Here is a 23275-nt window from a genome sequence, read left to right on the forward strand (position 1 = left end):
CGGATTCGGATACACTTTTACACGCAACGAGGGGCTATGGCGCAGTTGGTAGCGCGCCTCCATGGCATGGAGGAGGTCTGGGGTTCGAATCCCCATAGCTCCACAGCAGCCCGTCCGATCGGCTTGATCGGACGGGCTTTTCGTGTTTCCGGGCCCATTCCATGGCGATGCCGAACTGGTGTTCGTATGATGGTACGTATGAGCCCTGTGGAACTACCTGAGATCTGGCGGCCGCCCATCGTGGCGGCGGTCCCCGACGGTACGGCGCGTTACCTGCTGGCCTGGGGTGATGACGCGCAGGGGGCGCGGTGGGGATACCTGCTGTGGCCACCCCGCACGCTGGAGGCGCACGGCGGCGTGCGTCACGAGGGGAACGCCCGCTGGGTGCACTGGGAGGAGATCCACCCGGTCGCCGGCGAGGACTACAGCACGGTCCCCATCGCCGACCCCTGGCGGGTCTGAGATTCTCTGACTAGGGTCAGAGAATGGATGCTACGGCGATCGCGCGGGTGCGCCGCTTCCAGCGGACCGTGACGCAGCGCATCGGGGCGCTCGATGACGCCTTCATGGGTCGCGGCCGGCCGCTCGGGCAGGCGCGGCTGCTCTGGGAGATCGGCGCGGAAGGCAGTGAGCTGCGTGCGCTGCGGGCCAGGCTGGAGCTCGACTCCGGATACCTGAGCAGGCTGCTGCGCGCCCTGGAGGCCGACGGCCTGATCGTGGTCGAGGCCGGCGGGCCCGACGGGCGGGTCCGCACGGCCAGGCTCACCCCCGCGGGGGCCGCCGAGCGGGAGGAGCTCGACCGCCGCTCCGACGAGGCGGCCGCGTCGATGCTCGGGCGGCTGTCGGCCGGGCAGCGCGAGCGGCTGGTGACCGCGATGTCCGAGGTCGAGCGCCTGCTCGTCGCCTCCATGGTGGAGATCGGCGTGCTCGACCCGGGGCATCCCGGCGCCCGCCACTGCTTGACGGCCTACGTCGCCGAGCTGGCTCGCCGCTTCGAGTCCGGGTTCGACCCGGCGCGCAGCCTCCCCGCCACCGACGACGAGCTGCGGCCGCCCGCCGGGATGTTGCTCGTCGCCACCATGCGCGCCGAGCCGGTGGGCTGCGTGGCGCTGAAGCTGCACCCCGGGTCGGCGACGGCCGAGCTCAAGCGGATGTGGGTCGCCCCGTCGGCCCGGGGCCTGGGGCTCGGGCGCAGGCTGCTCGCCGAGGCGGAGTCGCGCGCCGCCGCGCACGGCGTGCGCACGCTCCGCCTGGAGACCAACCGGGCCCTCACCGAGGCCATCGCCCTCTACCGGTCGGCAGGCTACGCCGAGGTGCCGGCCTTCAGCGACGAGCGCTACGCGCACCACTGGTTCGACAAGCACCTGCCCGCCTGAGCGGCTCACCGCACGCGGGCCACGCGGTAACTCCCGCCTTCCTGCCACAGCAGCCACGGGCCGGCCACCAGCACGAGGCCGCGCTGCTTCAGCGTGACGCCCGTCTGCGGATCGTGCACGAGCGAGACGCTGCCCGTCGTGTACGCCACCAGCCGGTCCCCGGCCGTCATCCGGGCCTGCTCGCCCTTGCCGGGCTGCGGCACCGTGCCGAACGACCTCTCCAGCCGCCAGTTGTCATGCTTCACCGACCGCAGCACGCCCCCGGCCACCCAGACGAACGCCGTGTCGGTGGCGGCCGCGTACCACTTCTGCAGCGGCTTGCCCATCCTGTGCGCCCGTACCCCTGTCGGCAGCGGATGCTCGGCCGCGACCGCCAGCGTCCGCACGTCCACCAGCCGCAGCTTCCTGTCGTTGGCCGGCTCCACGGTGAACAGGTAGGGGTAGGAGAACGCCACCGCCGTCCCGGCGGCGGGCCGGCCGTCCGTGACCGTCCTGCCGGGCTCGCCGCAGCCGGCGGCCACCCAGGGCTGCCGCATGACGTCGCTGCCCGCGATCGCGCCGCCGTCCACCCAGACGGGCGCCTGGGGGTCGGCGCCCTGCGGGCTGACCGTGTGCGTGGTCCCGTCGGCCGTGCGGCAGCGCTGCTCGCCGCCCTCCGTCCAGGTACGCAGCCCCTCGGCCGCCCCCAGGCCGGACTGCGCGGAGAAGCCGGCGTCCCCGGCCGCGCCGCCGGTCGCGGGCACCTCCGCCGCCGCGCCGCCGGGCGTCAGCCCGAGCACGGTGCCGTCGGAGCCGAGCGCCGACGGCGTGAACGGCTTGCCGGACGCCGTGCGCGCCTCCACCTCGACCAGGCCGGTCACCGCCACCAGGCGGCGCAACCGCTCCTCGAACGCCTGCCCGGCGGCCCCTTCGGGGGAGGCCGTGACGGTTATCGTGGTCATCGGCCGGCTGGGAGAGGGTCCCGGAGTGGTGGCGGTCAAGGTCACGGTGGGCAGCGGGCTGGGATCGACCGTCGCGGCGGTGTCGCCGCCCCCGTTCCGCAGGACCAGCGGCGTCGCGACCAGCACGGCGGTCGCGCAGGCCACCGCTGCCAGCAAGGCCGCGCGGCGGTTCCTGCGCCTGGTGGCCACGGCCCGGTGGATCCGGCCCGCCAGGTCCGGCGGAGGATCTCCCGCACCGGGCTCGCCCAGCAGCGTGGCCAGCCGGTTCTCCAGGTCATCCATGGTCCACCTCCGCGCGGTCGGCGGCCTCGCGGAGCCGGGCCAGCCCCCGCGACGCCTGGCTCTTGACACTGCCGCGGCTGCAGCCCAGCAGCCGGGCGATCTCCTCGTCGCTGCGCTCCTCGACGTAACGCAGCACCAGCACGGCCCGCGTACGGGGTGGCAGCTCGGCTATCCGGGAACGCACCCCCGCGTCGTCCAGCAGGCGTTCCAGGCCGAGGTCCTCGGCCGCGGGCTCGGGCGGCGCCGCCACGCTGACCTCCCGCCTGGGCCGCCGCCACCGGTTGGCCATGATGCGGATCATGGCCGTGCGCACGTACCCCTCGGGGGAGTCCTTGCGCCTGACGGCGGCCCAGCGCAGGCCGGTGCGGGTGAGCGCCTCCTGCACCAGGTCCTCGGCGTCGTGCCGGTTCTGGGTCAGGACCATGGCGTAGCGATAGAGCGCAGGCAGTCGCTGCGCCACGAAAGTCTCGAACGTCGGATCTTCCACTCGCACCTCCGCCCTCCAAGGACACCCGAGGGGGCCGTGCGGTTGAGTGCCGCGGCTGGACGGGTGGGCGCCAATAAATTGCGTGACCAGAAAATTTGCTGATCACGCAATTTTACCCTAGGGTCGGCGGCGTGACCGGACTGAGGGAGCGGAAGAAGCAGGCCACGCGGGAGGCGCTGATGACGGCCGCGCTCCGGCTGGCTCTGGCGCGCGGGCTGGAGAACGTCCGGGTCGAGGACATCGCCGCCGAGGCGGGGGTCTCGCCCAGGACGTACAACAACTACTTCTCCAGCAAGTACGAGGCGATCACCGCCCGGCACACCGACCGCGTGCGCGCGTCCGTGGCGGCGCTGCGTGCCCGGCCGCCCGGCGAGCCCCTCTGGGAGGCGCTGACCGAGGCCATGGTGCGGCCCTGGGCGGAGCACGCCGGCACCACTGACACGGCCCCGCCGCCCGAGCTGCTGGCGGGCATCCGCATGCTCAGCGAGGAACCCGCGCTGCGGGCCGAGTCGCTGCGGGTGGCGTTCGCCGCCGACGGCGAGCTGGCCGCGGCCATCGCCGAGCGTGTCGGCGCCGACCCCGCTCGCGACCTGTACCCCTCCCTGGTCGCGGTCACCGTCACCGCGGCCGTGCAGGCCGGCGTCGCGCACTGGCTGCGGGCCGACCCGCCCGTGCCACTCGTGCCGCTGCTGCGCGACTGCCTGCGCGCGCTGGCCGCGGGGCTGCCCGCCCCATCCGAGTAAGGAGACGTTCATGGACATCGTCATCGCCGGCGGCGGGCCCAACGGGCTGATGCTGGCCTGCGAGCTGAGCCTGGCCGGAGTCACGCCGCTCGTGGTCGAGCGCCTGCCGCGGCGCAGCGACCAGCCCAAGGCCAACGGGATCATCGGCCAGGTCGTACGGCTGCTGCGCCGGCGCGGCATGGCCGGGCAGGAGGCGGCCATGCCCGCGTTCGTGTTCGGCGCGATGCCGCTGCACCTGGCCGGGCTCGACGACAACCCGCTGCACGGCATGGGCATCAGGCAGCCCGAGCTGGAGGAGCTGCTGGAGAGGCGGGCGATCGAGCTCGGCGTGGAGATCAGGCGCGGGCACGAGCTGGCCGGCTTCACCCAGGACGACGGCGGGGTGACGCTGGAGCTGGTGGCGCCCGGCGGGCCGTACCGGCTCCGTACGCGCCACCTGGTCGGCTGCGACGGCGCGCACAGCACGGTCAGGAAGCTGAGCGGGATCGGGTTTCCCGGCGTGCACGCGGCCGGCGTCGTCAGCCGCACCGCCCACGTCACCATCCCGGGGGCGGTGACCAGGCAGGTCGAGCTGGAGGTGCCGGAGGTGGGCACGCTCGTGCTCTACACCTGGCACAGGACCGAGCGCGGGGCCTACGCGATCCTGCCGGCCGGGCCGGGCGTGTTCACGGTCGCCGCGCTGGAGTGGGAGTCCGCGCCGCCCGGCGACGACGTGCCGATGACCATCGCCGAGCTGCGCGCGAGCCTGGCCCGGGTGCTCGGCGCCGACCTGCCGCTGGCCGAGCCCCCCGGCCCGGGGCCGCACCTGCTGCGGCGGCTGAACGGCCGCAACACCCGGGTGGCCGACCGCTACCGGGAGGGCAGGGTGTTCCTGGCGGGCGACGCCGCGCACGTGCACTCCGCCATGGGCGCGCCCGGGCTCAACCTGGGCTTGCAGGACGCCGCCAACCTGGCCTGGAAGCTCGCCGCCGAGGTACGGGGCTGGGCGCCGCCCGGGCTGCTCGACACCTACGACGCCGAGCGCAGGCCGGCCGCCGAGCGGGTCGCCATGCACACCCAGGCCCAGCTCGCGCTGACCGCGCCGGGGCCCGAGGTGACGGCGCTGCGGCAGGTGTTCGGGGAGCTGCTGGGCGACAGCGACGCCCTGCGGCGCATCGCCGCCCTGCTGGCCGGGTCCGACGTGGTCTACCCGATGCCCGCGCCGCCCGGGCTCCGGCACCCGCTGGTCGGCCGGTTCCTGGCCGACCTGCCCGCCGGCGCCGGAGCCCGGGCGCGGCCCGTGCTGCTCGACGCGACGGGCGGGCTGCGCGTCCGCCACGGGCGCGTGGACGTCGTGCCGGGCGACGGGCCCGAGGCCGTGCTGGTGCGGCCCGACGGGTACGTGGCGTGGGCGGGCACGCCGGACGAGACGCTGGAGCAGGCGCTGCAGATCTGGTTCGGCGAGTCCCTGGCACCCGCCTGACACGCGCCCGCGACTCCTGGAAGGCGCCCCGGCACGCGGCCGGACCTGGTGGGTCAGGTGCCGAGGTGGACGGCGGCGGTGGCGCGCATGATCGCGTGAGGCTAGGGCGTGCGGCGGAAGGTGTGGCGGTAGGCCAGCGGTGACACGCCGACGGCCGCGTGCAGGTGCTGGCGCAGTGAGACCGCCGTGCCGAAGCCTGCCCGCCTGGCCACCTCCTCCACGCCGAGATCCGTCGTCTCCAGCAGGCGCCTGGCGTGCTGCACGCGCTGCCCGTTCAGCCATCTGGCCGGGCTCTGGCCGGTCTCCTCGCGGAAGCGCCTGGTGAACGTGCGCACGCTCATCCTGGCGTGCTCGGCCAGCGCGTTCAGGTCGAGCGGGGCGTCGAGGTGGGCGAGCATCCAGTCGCGGGTGGCCGCCGTGCCGCCGCCTCCGCCCAGCGGGAGGGGGCGGTCGATGTACTGGGCCTGGCCGCCGTCCCGCCACGGCGGCATGACGCAGCGCCTGGCAGCCCGGTTGGCCACCTCGCTGCCGTGGTCGCGCCTGATCACGTGCAGGCACAGGTCCAGGCCGGCGGCCACGCCCGCCGAGGTCAGCACGTCGCCGTCGTCCACGTACAGGACGTCCGGGTCCAGCTTGACCTGCGGGAACAGCTCCGCGAAGCGGCCCGCCTCGCGCCAGTGCGTGGTGGCCGGGCGGCCGTCGAGCAGCCCGGCCGCCGCCAGCACGAACGAGCCCGTGCAGATCGACATCGTCCGCGGCCGCCCCTGCAGGGCCGCGCGCAGCGTGTCCTTGATCGTGCCGTCCTTCAGCGCCCGGCCCGCGTGGATGCCGGGCACCACGACGGTGTCGGCGCTGTCGAGCACGTCGAGGTCGTGGTCGGGCAGCACGCTGTAGCCCGCGCTGCACCGCACCGGCATGCGGCCCTCCGAGCAGGTCACCACCTCGTACAGCTTCTCGCCCGACGCCGTCTCCGCGGCCCAGAACACCTGGCCCGGCACGCCGAGGTCGATCGGGGCGAAGTGGTTGAGCACCACCACGGCGACGCGATGACGTTCCATGGCCGGATTCTTGCACATATTGGCTTTCCGGCCACTCGTGACCAGATAAGGGGATAAATCAGGATTGGCGCATGATAGTGAGCACCAACTCGCCCACCCGCCGCGGGCTGCACCGGGCCTGGTACGTCGCGGCCGTCGCGTTCGTGGCGATCCTGGGGTCGGCCGGCTTCCGCGCCACCCCCGGCGTGCTGATCACGCCGCTGCAGGAGGAGTTCGGCTGGTCGGCCGGCACCATCTCGCTGGCCGTCTCCGTCAACCTGGTGCTCTACGGCCTGACCGCCCCCTTCGCGGCCGCCCTCATGGACCGCTTCGGCATGCGCCGCGTGGTGGCCGTCGCGCTGCTGCTGATCGCGGCGGGCAGCGGGCTCACCGTGTTCATGTCGGCGAGCTGGCAGCTCCTGCTCTGCTGGGGCGTGCTGGTCGGGCTCGGCACGGGGTCGATGGCGCTGGTGTTCGCGGCGACGGTGGTGGACCGCTGGTTCGTGCGCCACCGCGGCCTGGTGACCGGCGTGCTCACCGCCGCAGGCGCGACCGGGCAGCTCGTGTTCCTGCCGGTGCTCGCCCAGCTCGCCCAGGGGCCCGGGTGGCGCTTCGCCTCGGTGACCGTGGCCGTGGCGGCGCTGGCCGTGGTGCCGTTCGTGTGGTGGCTGCTGCGCGACCGCCCGGAGGACGTGGGCACGACGGCGCTCGGCGCGCCGTCCGGGGCGGTGCGCACGGAGCCCGCCAGGACCAACGCCGCGCTGCGGGCCGTCACCGTGCTCGCCTCGGCGGCGCGGACCCGGCCGTTCTGGCTGCTCGCGGGCGGCTTCGCGATCTGCGGGGCCAGCACGAACGGCCTGGTCGGCACCCACTTCATCCCCGCCGCCCACGACCACGGCATGGCCGAGCCCGTCGCCGCGGGCCTGCTGGCGATCATCGGCATCTTCGACATCGCGGGCACGATCGCCTCGGGCTGGCTCAGCGACAAGATCGACCCCAAGGTGCTGCTCGGCGTCTACTACGGCCTGCGCGGGCTGTCGCTGATGGTGCTGCCCAGCCTGTTCGCGGCCACGACCGAGCCCAGCATGCTGATCTTCATCATCTTCTACGGCCTGGACTGGGTCGCGACGGTGCCGCCCACGGTGGCGCTGTGCCGGCGGATCTACGGGGCCGACGGGGCCGTGGTGTTCGGCTGGGTGTTCGGCTCGCACCAGGTCGGCGCCGCGTTCGCCGCAGTCGGGGCCGGGCTCACCCGCGACCACCTGGGCGCCTACGACCTGGCCTGGTACGCCGCCGGCGCCCTGTGCCTCCTCGCCGCCGGCATGTCGCTGGCCATCGGGCATGCTAGAGGGCGATGAACGCCGAGCTTTATGTCCTGCCCCTGGTCGTGCGGATCGAAAGGGCGGCGCCTCCCGAGCGCACCGACGCCCTGGAGGCGGCCGCCATGGCCGTGCTGAGCCTGCTGGACGACCCGGGCGAGTTCGCCGAAGAGCTGCACGCCTGGGAGTCCACCGGCAAGATCCGCAAGGTCGTGCGCCGGGCCAGGGGCGCCGAGTGGCGCCGGGCCGTGGCGCTGCCCGGCCGTACGATCGGGCACCGCACCGCCGAGGTGCGCGTGCACCCGCCCGTGCCCCTCGACGACTGGCCCCGGGACCTGGCCCGGCTGCAGGTGTCGGGCACCGAGCTGACCGACCCCGCCACGCCTGGGCCCGCCGAGCCGCCGGTGCTGTGGGCCAACCCGGCGCTGGAGATGTCCGCGGGCAAGGCCATGGCGCAGGCCGGGCACGCCGCCCAGCTCGCCTGGTGGGCCAGCGACGCGGGGGAGCGGGCGGCCTGGCGGGAGCGGGGGCTGGCGGTGTCGGTGCGGACGGCCGCCACCCAGGGCGACTTCGAGGCCATGGTGGCGGCCGGGCTGCCCGTGGTGCGCGACGCGGGGTTCACCGAGATCGAGCCGGGCTCGTGCACGTTCGTGGCCGACGCGCCCTGGCTGGCCGGCCGCGTCGCCAGATCGTGAACACGTCCGCGTGATCAGAGTGTGAAGACGTCCGCGAGCACGCCGCCCGCCGGGGTGATCCTGGCGGGCGACGGGCTGTCGTAGACCACGATGAGCCGGCCGTCCGACATCCGCGCCAGCCCTTCCGGGTGGTCGCAGCCGACGCCGTACGGCAGCTCCAGCACGGTCTCCAGTTCGTCGGCGGGGACGACGCCGTGGCGCTTGTCACCGGGCCGCCAGCGCACCACCCGTACGGGGCCGTCGAGGTCCATGGTGGGCCCCGCCAGGAGCAGCAGCGCGTTGCCGTCCGGGCACATGTCGCGCACGCCGAGCCCGCCCAGGTTCAGGAAGTGCTTGCGGTACGGCTCGCTCAGCCGCAGCCGCCCCTTGCCCGCGTCCTCGACGCGCAGCTCCAGCACCACCGCCCAGCCGCGCAGGACGGGGCCGCGCAGGCCCACGTAGAGGCGGTCCGGCGTGACGACGATGCCCTCGACGTCGAACCCGTTGTCCTTGCCCGGCAGGGCCAGGAACGGCGCGAGGTGCGGATCGTCCCTGAGGTGCGCGGTGAGGCTGTGGGCGCCCGACAGGACCGAGCCCCGCAGCGGCAGCTCGGTGCGGGGGTCCAGGGGGAGCCGGGCCAGGATGAAGCGGTTCTCCTCCCTGATCACCGTGGCCAGCCGTTCGGCGCCCTTCTCCGGGTCCTTGGACTTGACCTTCCTGCGCTTCAGGCTGTGCGAGCCGACCAGCCAGAGGTACCCGTTCGCCCGGGCCAGGCCCTCGATGTCCGCCTCGTCCTGCGGTCCGGCGGGCAGGGCGATGTAGTCGGCCAGCATGAACGTGCGCTGGTCGCCGTAGTGGTCACCGGTCCACGTCAGGTGCTCGAAGGAGGCGGTCTCGTCGCCGGCCACCCAGAGGCCGGTGGTGCTCTGCCGGATGGCGGAGAGATTCGTGTGCGTCTGGGCCGCTCGCGAGGCGTGGTCGAATCGCAGCTCAACCTGTTCCACCACGCCATGATTGCACTTCGGTAGCTTCCGGAGCGCAATGGCGGGATATGTCGTACGCTCCCGTCGTGCTCCATGGGGAAGATGAGATCAAGGGTTCCCGAGTGAGAACGGCCGAAAAGCGTGGGATCCCGACTTCTCCGCCCAGACGCTCCCGCATCGGCGATCTGCGCATGCGGGTGGTGTACCGGGGGCTGGCCGTGGCCGCCGCCGCCGCGGTCGTCGCCGTGGCGGTGGTCGTGGTGCTCCCGTCAGAGCCGGACGAGGTCGTGGCGGGGCCGGTAACCGCGCCGCCGACCGCGCCGCCCTCGTCCGGCTCCGCACCGTCCCCCAGCGCGTCCCCCAGTGTGTCTCCCGCCGCCTCGACGACCCCGGCGGCGGCGTCGTCCTCCGCTCCCCGGGGGACGCCGAGCCCCGGCGTCTCGCTGGCGCCCGGTTACACGGCCATGGAGGCCCTGTACGCCGACCCGCGCGTCCCCCGGCTCACCCGCGGGGTGAAGCGCATGGCCGCGCGCTCCCCGGGCAGGCGCTTCGTCCAGGACACGCGGACGGGACTGGCCGTGGTGAAGCTGCCGAGGCCGTGGAAGTCGTACGGGGCGGCGCCGTTCACCACCAAGCAGGTGCTGCCCAAGCAGCGCGGCACGAGCCTGCGCGGCATGTTCGTCACCTGCCCGCTGCCGATCATGGAGCAGGAGTCACCGCGCGACACGGCCCTGCTGGCCGCCCGCTGGACGCTCAACCACCACCCCAGGGGCTCCAGGATCACGTGGCTGGCCTCGCAGCCCGTCGGGCGCGGCTGGATGCTCGTCTACCGCGTCACCTATGGCAAGCGCACGTCACGCGCCGCGGTCGTGGTGGTGGACGGGGGAATGAGCAAACCAGGTCTTGCGTTCGTAACAGTGCCTGACTCGCAGCGCAAGCAGTGGCGTGATATCGGCCGCGTGGCCTCAGGGGTGCGTGTTCTAGGCTAGAAAGATCATGAATGCGGCGATATTGGGGAGTGACGCCGTGGAACGCTCTGGACCGCCGCAGGCCTCGAACAAGGGCAAGGGCAAGCCGCCCTGGCGCTCGGAGGGCCTGCCGGGCACGCCCGGAGGCAAGCCCAAGATCAACTGGTGGCGTTTCATCGTCACCCTGCTCGTCGTCTACGCGGGCTTCTTCGTCGTGTCGTCGTTCGTCGACAGCGGCTCGGTGGAGACGATCTCGTACACCGAGTTCACCAAGCAGGTGAACTCCAAGAACGTCAAGGACATCTACGCCCAGGGCCTGTCGGTCGAGGGCGACCTGAGGTCGGCGGCGAAGAACCCGGAGAGCGGCGAGCAGTACACGAAGTTCGCCACCGAGATCCCGGCGTTCGCCAACACCGACCAGCTCGACCAGCAGCTCGCCACCGGCCAGGTCGAGATCACCTCGCAGCCGATCACGCGGGGCTTCTTCTCCAACCTGTTGCTGTCGCTGCTCCCCGTGCTGCTGCTGGCCGGCCTGTGGATCTGGATCATGCGGCGCGGCGCGAGCATGATGGGCGGCGGCCTGGGCGGGCTCGGCAAGTCCAAGGCGGCCAAGCCGGTCGAGGCCGCGAAGGTGCGCGTCACGTTCGAGGACGTCGCGGGCATCGACGAGGTCGAGAACGAGCTCGTCGAGATCGTCGACTACCTCAAGGACCCCGGCAAGTACCGCAAGCTGGGCGCGAAGCTGCCCAAGGGCGTGCTGCTCGCGGGGCCTCCCGGCACCGGCAAGACGCTGCTGGCCAGGGCGGTGGCCGGTGAGGCCAAGGTGCCGTACTTCTCGGCCAGCGCCTCCGAGTTCATCGAGATGATCGTCGGTGTGGGCGCCTCGCGGGTGCGCGACCTGTTCGAGGAGGCGCGCAAGGTGGCGCCGTCGATCGTGTTCATCGACGAGATCGACGCCATCGGCCGCGCCAGGGGCGGCGCGGGCGGCATCGGCGGCCACGACGAGCGCGAGCAGACGCTGAACCAGATCCTCACCGAGATGGACGGCTTCTCCGGGGCCGAGGGCGTGATCGTCATCGGGGCCACGAACCGGCCCGAGATCCTCGACCCGGCGCTGCTGCGTCCCGGGCGCTTCGACCGTACGGTGCAGGTGGGCCTGCCCGACGCGGCCGGGCGCGCGGCGATCCTGGCCGTGCACACGCGCGGCGTGCCGCTCGACGGCGAGGTCAGCCCCGAGCAGATCGCCAAGACCACCCCCGGCATGACGGGCGCCGACCTGGCGAACCTGGTCAACGAGGCCGCCCTGCTCGCCGCCAAGCGCGGCAAGGAGAAGGTCACCTCGGCCGACTTCGCCGACGCGCTGGAGAAGCTGCAGCTCGGCGCGGCGCGCAGCATCGTCATGCCGGAGGAGGAGCGCACCAGGACCGCCTTCCACGAGGCCGGTCACGCGCTGCTCGGCATGCTCCAGCCGGGCGCCGACCCGGTCAGGAAGATCTCGATCATCCCGCGCGGCCGGGCGCTCGGCGTCACGCTGTCCACGCCCGACACCGACCGGTACGCCTACGATGAGCAGTACCTGCGCGGGCGCATCACCGGCGCGCTGGGCGGCATGGCGGCCGAGCAGGTCGTGTACGGCGTCATCACCACCGGCGCGGAGAACGACCTGGAGCAGGTCACCATGATCGCTCGCGGCATGGTGGGCCGGTGGGGCATGTCGGAGAAGGTCGGGCCGCTGACCATCCTGCCCAACGACGGCCAGCAGCCGCAGGCCTCGCCCGTCACGCTCGCCATGGTGGACGAGGAGGCGCGGCGGATCGTGGACGAGTGCTACGAGCGCGCCGTCCGCATCCTCACCGAGAACCGCGACAAGCTGGACGCGATCGTGACGGCCCTGCTGGAGCACGAGACGCTCGACGAGGCCGGTGCGTACGCGGCCGCGGGTCTCCCCACGGCGGCCGAGAACCGCCCTGCGGCGGCCTCCCCGGTTCCGGCGCACTTTTCCGATAATTAGGACAATTCGGACGTTCCTCCGGGCCCGGCGAGGGCAGGTCACCCGAGACAGACTGATCGGGGGACCGTCGTGACACTTAATGACGAGCTTCTCGCCGGACTCGGAGACCAAGGAGTGGAACAGATCGCCGGCATGCTCGGCACGGACACACTGACCGCCCGCAAGGTCATCGAGGCCGTGTCCGGCACCATCGTCGGCGGTATGGCCCGCAACGCCACCCATCCGGACGGTGCCGACGCCCTGCGCGGGGCCCTGGACGACCACATGGACGCGGACCCGTTCAACGGCGACGTGGCCTCGCTGACCCGCGACGGGCACAGCATCCTCGGCCACGTGCTCGGCGGGCAGGGCACGGAGCAGGCGGCGGCGCGGCTCTCGCAGCTCGCCGGGGTCAACTCCGCGACCATCATGAAGCTGCTGCCGCTCATCGCACCCATGATCATGTCGCTGCTGGCCAACCGGGCAGCCAGCCGCGACATGGACGCCGGCGCCGTGGCCGACGACCTGAGCCGCGAGGAGTCGGCCATCCCCGGCGGGCTCGGGGAGCTGCTCGGCAGCCTGCTGGCCGGCATCTTCGGCGGCACGACGGTGCCGCGGCAGGCGGGGCCCTACGACCCGTACCACGATCCCATGCGCAGCGAGCGGGAGGTGGCCCCGGGCAGGTCGAACCCCGACTGGTGACCGGTAGGCTAAGCCAGTGATCGTCTTGGCCTCTGCTTCCCCCGCCCGCCTCGCCCTGCTGCGCAGCGCAGGTCTCGACCCGAAGGTGATCGTCAGCGGGGTCGACGAGGACGCCTACTCCGCCCACTCGCCGGCCGCGCTCAGCAAGGTGCTGGCCACGGCCAAGGCCGAGGCGGTCGCGAGCGGGCTCGAAGAAGGGCTGGTCATCGGCTGCGACTCGATCCTGGAGCTCGACGGGCGCCCGTACGGCAAGCCCGCCACCCGCGAGGAGACGATCGAGCGCTGGCGCCTCATGCGGGGCCGCACCGGCCGCCTCGTCACCGGCCACTGCGTGATCGACGTGGCGGCCGGCCGCCAGGTGTCCGAGGTCGCCACCACGGTCGTGCGCTTCGGCCAGCCCTCCGAGGAGGAGATCGCCGCCTACGCCGGCACCGACGAGCCGCTCGGCCTGGCGGGGGCGTTCAGCATCGAGGGGCGCGGCGGCTGGTTCGTCGAGGGCATCGAGGGCGACCACGGCAACGTGCTGGGCATCTCGCTCCCGCTGGTGCGCGAGCTGTTCGCCGAGCTGGGCTACGCGGTCACGTCGTTCTGGCGCTAGCCTGCCGGGCATGCGATCAGTGCGCGACTTCACGGCCGGTGTCGGCTTCTTCTTCCAAGGGTTCGGATGGGTCGCCAGGAACACCCGGTGGTGGCTGTTCGGGCTGATCCCCGCGTTGGTCGCGTTCGCGCTCTACGCCGGGGTGCTGGTCTTTCTCGGGACGAACGCGTCCGCCGTGGCCGAGTTCCTGACGCCGTTCGCCGACTCGTGGAGCTGGCGGGAGCTGTTCAGGACGCTGGTGGGCATCGCGCTGTTCATCGGCGGGCTGGTGCTGGCGGTGCTGACGTTCGCGGCGCTGACGCTGGCCATCGGGGAGCCGTTCTACGAGAAGTTGTCGGCGGCGGTGGACGTGCTGGAGACCGAGCACGAGCAGCCCTGGTGGCGCACGCTGCCGCGGTCGATCCGTGACAGCCTGGTGACGCTCTTCTTCGTGCTGCTGTTCACGATTCCGCTGTTCTTCCTGGGGTTCGTGCCGGTGGTCGGGCAGACGGTGGTGCCGGTGCTGGGCGCCCTCGTGTCCGGATTTTTCCTGACAGTCGAGCTCACCACGCTCGCCCTCGAACGCCGCGGCCTGGCCCGCAAGCAGCGCTTCGCCCTTCTGCGCGCCAACAAGGCCAGCGCGCTGGGCTTCGGGGTGGTGGTGTTCCTGCTGTTCCTGGTGCCCTTCGTGGCCGTCATCGCGATGCCGGCCGCGGTGGCGGGGGCCGCGCTGCTCGTACGGACCCGGCTGGCCCCGGTCTCCTAGACTTCTCCGGAGCGGTTCCCGGCTCCTGGCCTCTCTGGAGTGGGACGCCCGCCAGCGGGTGGTTCATGGCTGTTCTCGCCGGTCATGGGCCGGCGGCGGGCCTGGTTCGCCTCTCGGACGACCGCCCAGGCGTCCGCGACGGGCCCCAGATGCCCGAGCTTGTCGGGGTTGATCACCGCACGGATCGTCTGGACCTGCCCGTCGAGGATGTCCAGCGCCAGGGTGTTGACGACCCTGCCGTCCCGGTCGCGGAAGATCGCGCCCGGCTGGCCGTTCATCTCGCGTGACTCCACGACGCCGCCGATCCGTACGAACGGCGCGACGATCGAGGCCAGCACCCGGGCCACGTTCTCGGCGCCGAACACGCCATCGCCCCACAGCGGCGCCTTGCCCCCGCTGTCGCCGACCATCCGAACGTCAGCGGCCAGCAGCTCCCGCAGCCCGTCCACGTCCCCTTCCCGGAAGGCGTCGAAGAATCGTTCGGCGAGTGCCTGCCGCTCCCGGCGATCAGCCTCGAACCGGGCGCGGCCCGCGTCCATGTGGCGGCGCGCCCGCACCGCGAGCTGGCGGCACGCCGCCTCCGAACGCCCCACCGCCGACGCCACCTCACCGAAGCCGAACCCGAACACCTCCCGCAGCACGAAGACCGCGCGTTCGAGCGGGCTGAGCCGCTCCAGCAGCAACAGGGCCGCCATCGACACCGAGTCGGCCAGCTCCGCCGACCGCTCCGGATCCTCGTACGGGTCGGTCAGCAGCGGCTCGGGGAACCACTGCCCGGCATACTCCTCCCGCCGGACGCGCGCCGAGCGCAGCACGTCGATCGCGATCCTGGACACCGTGGCCGCCAGGAACCCCTTGGCCGACGCCGGCTGCGCCGGGAAGGCCTCGTAACGCAGCCAGGTCTCCTGCACCGCGTCCTCGGCCTCGCTCACGCTGCCGAGAATCCGGTAGGCGATCGAGAACAGCAACGGCCGCAGCTCCTCGAACTCCTCGGCCCGGGTCACGCCCGCTCCTCCTCGACGTTCTGCGCGACGACGTGGGAAACCCCGCACACCCGCATGACCATCACCTTCCCGACGTACGTGTCTGTCTCCGCAATCCGAGACGAGACAGCCGCGCCTTCTGTGACACGAGGCATCCCGTCCTCGGCCCGGCCACCTCCTCACGCGGAGCGCGGGAGGGCGGCCCGTTGCGCCCATGTCACAGAACGGCAGGGCTATCTCGTCCCGGGGGAGACCGACTCTCACTGACAGGAGCTTGATCGTGAACGAGCACTCCACACACCAGAAGGTGGCGTTGATCACCGGGGCGAACAAGGGGATCGGCCGCGCGGCCGCCGAGCAGTTGGCCGCGCTGGGCATGACGGTTCTGATCGGCGCCAGAGACCCGCAGCGCGGGGAGGAGGCCGCGGCGGCGGTGCGGGCGACGGGCGGCGACGCCCACGCGCTCACCTTGGACGTCACCGACCCGGCCACCATCGCGCAGGCCGCGAGCTGGATCGGGGAACGCTTCGGCCACCTGGACGTGCTGATCAACAACGCCGGCATCACCGGCTCCGGGCAGGTCTCGCCCCAGGACGCCGTCGACCAGATCCCCAGTACCGTCGATCTCGACATGGTCCGGGCGGTGTTCGAGACCAACGTCTTCGGGGTGATCGCGCTGACCAATGCCATGCTCCCGTTGCTGCGGCGCTCACCCGCGCCACGCATCGTCAACGTCAGCAGCGGCGGCGGCTCCCTGGCCATCGCCGCCGACCCCGACGGCCCGCTGACGGACCTGCCGACGTCGGCCGCGTACACGCCCTCCAAGACGGCGCTGAACTCGCTGACCGTGCAGTACGCCAATGAGCTGCGCAAGGACGGCATCCTGGTCAACGCCGCCGCCCCTGGGTACGTCGCCACCGACATCAACAACCACAGCGGGTTCCTCACCCCCGCCCAGGGCGCCACGGTGCTGGTGCGCCTGGCCACGCTGGACGCGGACGGACCGACCGCCGGCTTCTTCAGCGCCGAGGGGCCGGTGCCGTGGTGAACGGGCAGGCGGGCGGGACGACCGCCTGACCGGCTCGACCAGGATCCCATGGCCTGCTGCCGGCTCGCCCGCGCCCGCGAGCCAGGCTCCCCGAAAGCTCCATTGCCCTGCTCTCCCCGCCCAGCACCGACCCGTAGGAGGTGGCGCACACCGAACTCATGACGGCATAGTCAATTCAGCGGAGCCGCACGCGAGAACCGAGCCACACCACTTCGCGGGACATGATCCTCGCCCGGGCCTGCGGCCACGCTTGCCCGGGCCTGGGGCCACACCGGCCGGGCCCGCGGGCGGGAACGGTCGCAGGCCGGCCCTCTCCCCGCCGCGGCCTGGTGTCCTCCAAGCTCCGCGGCACTGCTTCGCTGCCGCGGAAACTCCGCCGTATCCGGGCACCGCCAGCTGTGCCACCATGCGCTGGGGATCGATCGGCGGCGTGATGCGTCCTTGCCGCACGCGCATCCTCATCGGCGGATCACCGTCGCAGCGGCGGCAGGGCGCAGTCAACAGTCCATCCACAACCCGCTCGATCCCTCGTCACCGTTATCCACAGAACACAGCCCAGCGCCGTTCCGGCCTCTCGAAACCCGGCACGCTCTGGGCCATGACGAGCAACCGCCCCACTCCCGCGCCTGACCACCCGCACGCCGCCCCTCCCGCCCGCAGGGCCGCTGCCAACCCGCACGCCGCCCCTGCCGTCGGCGCGCTTCCCGGCAACCCCCACATCACCACCAGCCCGCCCTCACCCCCGTCCCTGGGCACGCCAGAAACAGCCGGCCTGATGTCCACGCAGCTACCAACGCAGCTGTCCGGGCAGCCCGCCACGCCGACGCCCCTCTCCCAGCCCACGCCTTCGCCCTCACCCGCTCCCTTCACCGAAGAGCCTTGCCTCACCCTGACCAGCCCCACCGACGTCCTGGCCGCCGTGCCCTACCTCGTCGGATTCCATCCCACCGCCAGCCTCATCGTCGTGGGCCTGGCCCAGGGGCAGGCGAAGATGGTGGCCAGATGGGGCCTGCCGTTCCCGCCGGGCACCCTCGACGCGATGTCACCCCTGTTCGGCCGCGAGAACATCACGGAGATCGTCATCGTCGGCTACGGCCCGGGAGATCTGGTCACTCCGGCAGTCGACGAGGCCAGGCGGCTGGCGGCCAAGGACGGGGTCCATGTGGGCGAGGCGCTGCGGGCTCACGAGGGCCGCTACTGGTCCTACGTCTGCGACCTGGCGACGTGCTGCCCGGCGGAGGGCACCCCGTACGACCTGTCCACGAGCCAGATCGCCGCCGAGGCCACGGTACGCGGCCTGGTGGCCCTTCCCGACAGAGAGGCCCTGGAGCGCACGCTGGCCCCGGTCACCGGCCCCGTACGGATGGCGATGCGCCGAGCCACGTCAGCGGCGATCGCGGACTTCCAGGCCCGGATCACGACCGCCACAGACCTGAACGCCTTCGCCGAGCAGTACGTGTCCGAAGCCCTGGCCAGGGTCCGCTCGGCGCTGGAGACCCATTCCGACGGTGGCCGCCTCAACGACGCGGAAGCGGCGAGGCTGGGCCTGGACTTGGCGATCATGAGGGTCCGCGACGAGGCGTGGACCCTCATGGACGACTCCCACGCCCTGCTCTGGAAGGACCTGACCCGCAGGCTGGAGCCGCGCTTCACACCACCGGTCGCGTCACTGCTGGCGATGGCGGCCTGGCGTTCGGGAAACAGCGTCCAGGCCACCATCGCCCTCGAACGCGCCCTGACCGCCGACCCCTGCTACTCGATGGCCAACCTCCTCATGCACGCTCTCCACAACCTGCTCTCCCCGGCCATCCTCCGTGGCCGCCTCCCGACCCCGGCCGAGCTGGACGAAACCATGGGCCCGGCCTGCGCCTCCTGGCTGCTCCCCCTGATCAACCTCCTCGCCGAGGAGGAGGACCCGCCCCTGGCGCTCGACTGACGAGGGGAAGGACGCGCGGTCTCCCTGACGGCGAAAGGCTCCGTGCTCGCCTGAAGCAGGGTGCCCGTGCGCGGGCTTGAGGCGTCATGGCCCACACGGTCGTAAGCCATGGTGCCCCGCACGGGCTTGAGCCATGGTGCCCCGCACGGCCTTGAGACATCATGCCCGTGCCCGTGCCCGTGCCTGAGGCGTCGTGCCGTGCTCAGCCTGGAAGGGACTGCACGCCAGGCCAGGGAAGGAGCAGAAGCTCCTGGGTCAGCGGAAGGGATGCGGGGGCGGCGAGGAGGAAGGGGAGGTCAAAGGCTGCCTTCTTCCTTCCTGCGACGCTCGTTGTACGCACGCATCCGCTGCGGGTACCCGGTGAGCTGAACGTCATAGACAGGTAAGGCAAGATCACGGGCGACCTTGTGGATCACAGCCGGCGAGCCGACCCTGCGCCTGGTCCACTCGCCGTCGTCGGCCACCGCCACAGCGGTCGTATCGGTGGCAAAGGTCTCTGGCTCGACGTAGAACTCGACACCGCGCCGCGAACGGGCAAAGGCGATAAGCGCCTCGATGTCGGCGTCTGTCGCCTCTCGGTCGAACTTCGCGATCTTGCGGCCGCGCAGTCGACGAATGCCGTAGCGGTCTCGCCATCTCATGAATCCTTTTTATACCGTCTGGAGCCCTTGCGTCGGGGATGATCTCGGGGACGAATCCGGGATTCTCCCGATGGCACCGGAGGTACCCAGGACGCAGTATGTGAGGTGACCGTTCGATTTCCTAAGGAGAGGCATGGCGATTATGGCTGGGGTACCGAAAACCCCCGGGCCGGGACAGGTGCCGCCAGCTCATCTGCGCGTCACCAACCAGGACCGAGAGAACGTGGTCGAGCACGTCAAAGCCGCATACGCGGAAGGCCGCTTCGACAAGCTCGAATTCGACGACCGGCTGGAGCGCGCCATGACGGCGCGCACGCACGGCGACCTGGTGCCCATCATGACCGAGCTGTACGGCTCGCAAGCCGTGCCCAGGGCCGCCGCCGCGCTGCCGCATGCGGCGTCCCCGACGGGTATGGCGGAGAGCAACGAGCGGCTTGGCGGAGCCCTCGCCCATGCGCTGCCGATCGTCGGCTTCCCGATCCTCGGCCCGCTGCTCCTGCTGCTCACCGGCGGCAAGACCTCGCCCTACATTCGCAAGCACGCGCTCGAGGCACTCAACTTCCAGATCACGGTCGTAGGCGCCTCGGTATTGCTGCCGCTGACCGTCGTCGGTGTCGTGCTGGTGCCGTTCATCTGGGTCGCGGCGCTGATCCTCGCCATCGTCGGCGGCGTCTCGGCGCTGTCGGAGGGCAATTTCCGCTACCCCATGACCATCCGCCTGGTGAAGTGACGGCCGGAGCCAGACCGCAATGCCCCATTCCGCCCTGCGGAGGCCCGCTCTTGAAGATGTCCATGGCCTCCGGCGGGGCGGAGCGCATTTCGCCCGCCTACCGATGACGGCCGGCGTGCCGCGTTGTACGCCTCCGGTGGTGAAGGCGGGAGAGCAGCTGCTGAGTCGGGGTTCGATTGCGGCAGGCGACGTTCACCCGCCAGCCCTCGGCTGTCGGCTCTCGGCACCCGGCCGACGATGAGCAACGAGACTTTGAGGGCCGGGGGCCGGAGAGCCGCGAGCCTGAGGCGAGGGAGCGGGGGAGGGCAAGAGGCGTGAGCCGGTGAAGATGCGCCAAGGGCGGCGGCGAGAGCGAGGCCGAGGGACGAGTCCGGGGGCGAGCGGGGCCGGGAGGCGAGGGCCGAGAGCCGGCGGCCATGGGCCTTGGGCTCGGATGAGGGCCGGGCCCCGGGCTGGGACCTCCGGCCAGGGCTTGGGCACAGCACGGGGAGTTCCGGCACTTCGGCGAACCCGAAGGTGAGCGCCGTCCGGACTAGCGGCCCAGCACCTCGTACTTGACCCGCATCACGCCCGCGCTGATGTTGCCGATCGCGGCGAAGGCGGCCTTGGACAGGTCCAGGCAGCGCCCCCCGATGTACGGGCCGCGGTCGTTGATGCGGACCGTTACGGATTCGCCGTTGTTCGGGTTGGTGACGCGTACCTTGCTGCCCAGCGGGAGGGTCTTGTGGGCGGCGGTCATGGCGGCGGGGTTGAAGCGTTCGCCGCTGGCCGTCATCTGGGGGTCGCCGTAGTAGGAGGCGCCGCAGTTGCCGGAGGACAGGACGCGGTACTTCGGCTTCGTGGTCTCCGCCTTCGCCGTCTCGGTCTTGACCTCCGACTCCGGCGGACTGGCAGGAGCCTCGGCGGGCCGCGAGGTCCTGGCGGATCGCGGGGTCTCGGCGGGCCGTGAGGTTTCGGTGGATCGTGAGGGCTCGGTGGGGCGGGAGGAGGCCTCGGAGGGCTGCGGGGACTGCGCGGCGGCAGGCGCACCGGGCTGCGAGGACTGGACGGCGTTCGGCTGGGCCGCCGCCGCAGCAGGAGGCTTGGAAGCCGGGGATGAGACGGACTTCGGGGAGGGCGGGGTGAGGGCCGTCGCCCGGGTGGGAGAGCCGTCGTTGCCGATGGCGGCCCAGGCTGTGGTGGAGGCGGCCGCGAGGACGGCCGCGCCGATCGCGACGGTGGTCCAACGGCGCTTGCTCGCAGTGGCCTTGTGGCCCTGAGCAGCAGACTGCCTACGGTCCTGGGCGGACGGGTTACGGTCCAGTCCCTGAGCGGGCCGCTTGCGGTCTTGAGCGGATGGGTTGCGATGCGGGTCCTGAGGGGACGGGTTGCGGTCCGGGCCCTGAGCGGACGCGTTGCGGTGCTGAGCGGACGCGTTGCGGTCCTGAGCGGACGCGTTGCGGTGCTGAGCGGACGCGTTGCGGTCCTGAGCAGGCGGCTCATGGCTCTGGGGGAACGGCTTGCGGTCCTGGCGCGACGGCTTGCGGCTGTGCTGGCCCAAGGTAAACCACGGTCCTAGGTAGGGGATAGGGCAGGGAAAGGCCTGGGCCGTGAGGGGTGGGGGCGTGCGGCGGCCGATCCCGCTGCGGGGTGGGGGATCCCGCGCGATGGGCACGAACATATGCGACAAAGAGCAGGTAAAGGCAACTTAATGGGACATCCAGTGAAATTTCTCACTTATGCCGCAGGGGGTGCCTCGAAGGCCGACCATACGCCGTGCATTTGATCGTTTCGGGAGAACGCGGAAACGATCAGAGCATCAGGGAGCGCACCGTCTCGACGGTGTCGGCGTCCTCGACGCGCTTGTCCGGCCGGTACCGCAGCACCCGGGCGAAGCGCAGCGCCATGCCTCCCGGATAGCGGGGTGAGCGCTGCACCCCGTCGAAGGCGATCTCCACGACCAGCTCCGGCCGCAGCCGTACCGTCCACGCGTCCGTCGGCCCCTCGGCCAGCTCCAGGAAGCGCTCGGTCTGCCAGGCCAGCAGCTCGTCCGTCAGCCCCTTGAACGTCTTGCCGAGCATCACGAACCCGCCCTCGGGGTCGCGAGCCCCCAGGTGCAGGTTGGAGAGCTTGCCCTCGCGCCGGCCGTGGCCCCACTCGGCCGCCAGGACCACCAGGTCGAGCGTGTGACGCGGCTTGACCTTGATCCAGCCCGCCCCGCGCCGGCCCGCCGCGTAGGGGGAGGCGAGCGACTTGACCACGAGGCCCTCGTGACCGGCCTTGACGACGTCGATGAAGAACTTCTCGGCCTCGGCGACCTCCCCCGTCACCAGCCGGGGTGTCAGCAGGCCCTGCGGGACCGTGCGGGCCAGGGCCTCCTGGCGTTCGGCGTAGGGCAGGTCGAGCAGGTCGGCGCCGTCCACGCGCAGCGCGTCGAAGAAGAACACGCTCAGCGGCGTCTGCGAGCGCAGCGCGGCCACGTTCGTCTTGCTGGAGACGCGGCTCGCCGTCACCTGGAACGGATGCGGCCGCCCGTCGGGCCGCAGCGCGATCACCTCGCCGTCGAGCACGAGGTCGCCGCACGGCATCTCCAGCACCGCCTCGACCAGCTCGGGGACCTGTGGCGTGATGTCGTCGAGCGTACGGGTGAACACCCGCACCTCCGGGCCGGAGCGGTGGGCCTGGACGCGTACGCCGTCGAGCTTCCACTCCAGCGCCGCCGGCGCGCCGGCCTTCTCCAGCGCCGCGGCTACGTTCGGCGCGCTGCCCGCCAGCATGGGCGCGACCGCCCGCCCCACCTCCAGCCGGAACGCGTGCAGCGCCGCCACCCCGCCGCTCAGCGCGGCGGCCCCGACGGCCGGGAGCCAGCCGCGCAGCGTCAGCGCGCGGCGGACGTCCGCCGACGGCGCGCCTGACGCCTTGGCGACCGCCTCGATCATGACGCCGTCGAGCGCGCCCTGGCGCAGCTCGCCGTGCAGCAGCCGCCGCATGAACTGCTGCTCCTGGCTGGTCAGCCCGGCGAACAGCTCGGCCACCAGCGCCTTGCGCGCGGCCTGCGAGCCGGGCCCCGACACGGCCTTGATCCGGCTCAGCAGCCGGTCGACGTCGGTGAGCGTGGCGGTGGCGGCCAGCTTGGGCTGCGGGATGTCCTCCAGCGTGCGCCAGCCCACGCCCACCTGCCGCTGGGGCAGCTCGCCCGACAGGTAGGAGATCGCGATCTCCGCCTCGTCCGGCCCGACCCGGCCCAGCAGCTCCGCCAGGTGACCCACCTTGCCGAGCCTCGCGGACGTGCGCGTCACCGCCTCGGACACCCGGACCACGTCGATCAGAAGCACACGCCTATGGTGCCTTACGTCGGCGACATTTCCCCACTTGATAACGGCATATCCACGCAATGTGTCGATAACGGGGGAAGGCGCCGGGCCACCAGGGCACCGACGCCTCACTGCGCCAGGTCGTGCCGACCGCACGCCCGCGCCTCACTGCGCCAGGTCGTGCCGACCGCACGCCCGCGCCTTACCGGCCGGGTCGTGCCGACGGACGCCTGCGCCTCACTCCGCCAGGCTGTGCCGTCGGCACGCCGGCGCCTCGCCGCGCCGGTCATGCCGTCGGCACGCCGGCGCTTCACCACGCCAGGTCGTGACCAAGGCG

Annotated in this window: 22 protein-coding genes and 1 tRNA gene; 15 read left to right on the forward strand and 8 right to left on the reverse strand. The window is 72.2% G+C overall.

Features of this window, described 5'->3' with window-relative positions:
- Positions 1–30: 30 nt before the first annotated feature.
- From AB0I79_RS05495 to AB0I79_RS05505, 3 genes are all read left to right on the forward strand, one after another.
- Positions 31–103: transfer RNA gene (locus AB0I79_RS05495), tRNA-Ala, on the forward strand.
- Positions 104–198: 95 nt separating this feature from the next.
- On the forward strand, positions 199–462 hold the full coding sequence (locus tag AB0I79_RS05500; protein ID WP_357867321.1) for a hypothetical protein: 264 nt from the start codon (positions 199–201) through the stop codon (positions 460–462).
- Positions 463–485: 23 nt separating this feature from the next.
- Positions 486–1376, forward strand: a complete 891-nt coding sequence (locus AB0I79_RS05505) for a bifunctional helix-turn-helix transcriptional regulator/GNAT family N-acetyltransferase (protein WP_357867324.1) — start codon at positions 486–488, stop codon at positions 1374–1376.
- A gap of 5 nt (positions 1377–1381) precedes the next feature.
- Here AB0I79_RS05505 and AB0I79_RS05510 read toward each other — a convergent pair whose 3' ends face one another.
- The gene (locus tag AB0I79_RS05510; protein WP_357867327.1) at positions 1382–2599 is read right to left on the reverse strand and encodes a hypothetical protein; all 1218 of its coding nucleotides are present in this window, start codon (positions 2597–2599) and stop codon (positions 1382–1384) included.
- The gene (locus AB0I79_RS05515; protein ID WP_357867330.1) at positions 2592–3092 is read right to left on the reverse strand and encodes a SigE family RNA polymerase sigma factor; all 501 of its coding nucleotides are present in this window, start codon (positions 3090–3092) and stop codon (positions 2592–2594) included. The genes AB0I79_RS05510 and AB0I79_RS05515 overlap by 8 nt, the downstream gene beginning before the upstream one ends.
- A gap of 125 nt (positions 3093–3217) precedes the next feature.
- On the opposite strand from AB0I79_RS05515, the gene AB0I79_RS05520 reads away from it, so the two are divergent.
- Positions 3218–3829 carry a TetR family transcriptional regulator gene (locus AB0I79_RS05520; RefSeq protein WP_357867333.1) on the forward strand — a complete coding sequence of 204 codons (612 nt, stop codon included), beginning with the start codon at positions 3218–3220 and terminating at the stop codon, positions 3827–3829.
- 10 nt (positions 3830–3839) lie between these two features.
- Positions 3840–5291 (forward strand): FAD-dependent monooxygenase, encoded by a 1452-nt coding sequence (locus AB0I79_RS05525; protein WP_357867336.1) that lies wholly within the window; start codon positions 3840–3842, stop codon positions 5289–5291.
- A 101-nt stretch (positions 5292–5392) separates the two neighbouring features.
- On the opposite strand, the gene AB0I79_RS05530 is transcribed toward AB0I79_RS05525, so the two are convergent.
- Positions 5393–6349 (reverse strand): helix-turn-helix domain-containing protein, encoded by a 957-nt coding sequence (locus AB0I79_RS05530; protein ID WP_357867339.1) that lies wholly within the window; start codon positions 6347–6349, stop codon positions 5393–5395.
- 71 nt (positions 6350–6420) lie between these two features.
- Here AB0I79_RS05530 and AB0I79_RS05535 point away from each other — a divergent pair, with 71 nt between their 5' ends.
- The gene (locus AB0I79_RS05535; RefSeq protein WP_357867342.1) at positions 6421–7686 is read left to right on the forward strand and encodes an MFS transporter; all 1266 of its coding nucleotides are present in this window, start codon (positions 6421–6423) and stop codon (positions 7684–7686) included.
- On the forward strand, positions 7683–8342 hold the full coding sequence (locus AB0I79_RS05540) for a peptidyl-tRNA hydrolase (RefSeq protein ID WP_357867345.1): 660 nt from the start codon (positions 7683–7685) through the stop codon (positions 8340–8342). Before AB0I79_RS05535 ends, AB0I79_RS05540 begins: the two co-directional genes overlap by 4 nt.
- A 14-nt stretch (positions 8343–8356) precedes the next feature.
- On the opposite strand, the gene AB0I79_RS05545 is transcribed toward AB0I79_RS05540, so the two are convergent.
- Positions 8357–9328: a DUF3616 domain-containing protein gene (locus tag AB0I79_RS05545; RefSeq protein ID WP_357867348.1), complete on the reverse strand. Its 972-nt coding sequence runs from the start codon at positions 9326–9328 to the stop codon at positions 8357–8359.
- Positions 9329–9495: 167 nt separating this feature from the next.
- Here AB0I79_RS05545 and AB0I79_RS05550 point away from each other — a divergent pair, with 167 nt between their 5' ends.
- The 5 genes from AB0I79_RS05550 to AB0I79_RS05570 all read left to right on the forward strand — a co-directional run bounded on the left by AB0I79_RS05550 (position 9496) and on the right by AB0I79_RS05570 (position 14307).
- On the forward strand, positions 9496–10293 hold the full coding sequence (locus AB0I79_RS05550) for a hypothetical protein (RefSeq protein WP_357867351.1): 798 nt from the start codon (positions 9496–9498) through the stop codon (positions 10291–10293).
- Between the two features lie 37 nt (positions 10294–10330).
- Positions 10331–12283 (forward strand): ATP-dependent zinc metalloprotease FtsH, encoded by a 1953-nt coding sequence (gene ftsH, locus AB0I79_RS05555; protein WP_357867354.1) that lies wholly within the window; start codon positions 10331–10333, stop codon positions 12281–12283.
- Between the two features lie 69 nt (positions 12284–12352).
- Positions 12353–12964, forward strand: coding sequence for a DUF937 domain-containing protein (locus AB0I79_RS05560; protein ID WP_357867356.1), 612 nt, complete (start codon positions 12353–12355; stop codon positions 12962–12964).
- A 16-nt stretch (positions 12965–12980) separates the two neighbouring features.
- Entirely contained in the window at positions 12981–13562 is a 582-nt protein-coding gene (locus AB0I79_RS05565; protein ID WP_357867359.1) for a nucleoside triphosphate pyrophosphatase, read from the forward strand.
- Positions 13563–13572: 10 nt separating this feature from the next.
- Entirely contained in the window at positions 13573–14307 is a 735-nt protein-coding gene (locus tag AB0I79_RS05570; protein ID WP_357867362.1) for an EI24 domain-containing protein, read from the forward strand.
- Here AB0I79_RS05570 and AB0I79_RS05575 read toward each other — a convergent pair.
- A complete protein-coding gene (locus AB0I79_RS05575; RefSeq protein WP_357867365.1) occupies positions 14304–15311 on the reverse strand; it encodes an RNA polymerase sigma-70 factor in 1008 nt (335 codons plus the stop codon). The two genes, AB0I79_RS05570 and AB0I79_RS05575, sit on opposite strands and share 4 nt — an antisense overlap.
- 259 nt (positions 15312–15570) lie before the next feature.
- Between AB0I79_RS05575 and AB0I79_RS05580 the strand changes: the two genes are divergently transcribed.
- Together AB0I79_RS05580 and AB0I79_RS05585 are read left to right on the forward strand one after the other, a co-directional pair.
- Positions 15571–16338, forward strand: coding sequence for an SDR family oxidoreductase (locus AB0I79_RS05580; RefSeq protein ID WP_357867368.1), 768 nt, complete (start codon positions 15571–15573; stop codon positions 16336–16338).
- Between the two features lie 598 nt (positions 16339–16936).
- Positions 16937–18274 (forward strand): DUF4192 domain-containing protein, encoded by a 1338-nt coding sequence (locus AB0I79_RS05585; protein WP_357867371.1) that lies wholly within the window; start codon positions 16937–16939, stop codon positions 18272–18274.
- Between the two features lie 296 nt (positions 18275–18570).
- Here AB0I79_RS05585 and AB0I79_RS05590 read toward each other — a convergent pair whose 3' ends face one another.
- On the reverse strand, positions 18571–18915 hold the full coding sequence (locus tag AB0I79_RS05590; protein WP_043630044.1) for a hypothetical protein: 345 nt from the start codon (positions 18913–18915) through the stop codon (positions 18571–18573).
- A gap of 133 nt (positions 18916–19048) precedes the next feature.
- Here AB0I79_RS05590 and AB0I79_RS05595 point away from each other — a divergent pair, with 133 nt between their 5' ends.
- The gene (locus AB0I79_RS05595) at positions 19049–19645 is read left to right on the forward strand and encodes a DUF1707 and DUF4870 domain-containing protein (RefSeq protein ID WP_357867374.1); all 597 of its coding nucleotides are present in this window, start codon (positions 19049–19051) and stop codon (positions 19643–19645) included.
- A 532-nt stretch (positions 19646–20177) separates the two neighbouring features.
- Here the strand turns inward: AB0I79_RS05595 and AB0I79_RS05600 are convergent.
- A complete protein-coding gene (locus AB0I79_RS05600; protein WP_357867376.1) occupies positions 20178–21185 on the reverse strand; it encodes a septal ring lytic transglycosylase RlpA family protein in 1008 nt (335 codons plus the stop codon).
- A 250-nt stretch (positions 21186–21435) separates the two neighbouring features.
- Positions 21436–22959, reverse strand: coding sequence for an ATP-dependent DNA ligase (locus AB0I79_RS05605; RefSeq protein ID WP_357867379.1), 1524 nt, complete (start codon positions 22957–22959; stop codon positions 21436–21438).
- Positions 22960–23275: the final 316 nt, after the last annotated feature.

Origin of the sequence: Nonomuraea sp. NPDC050202, assembly GCF_040656115.1 — a bacterium.
GTDB lineage: Bacteria > Actinomycetota > Actinomycetes > Streptosporangiales > Streptosporangiaceae > Nonomuraea.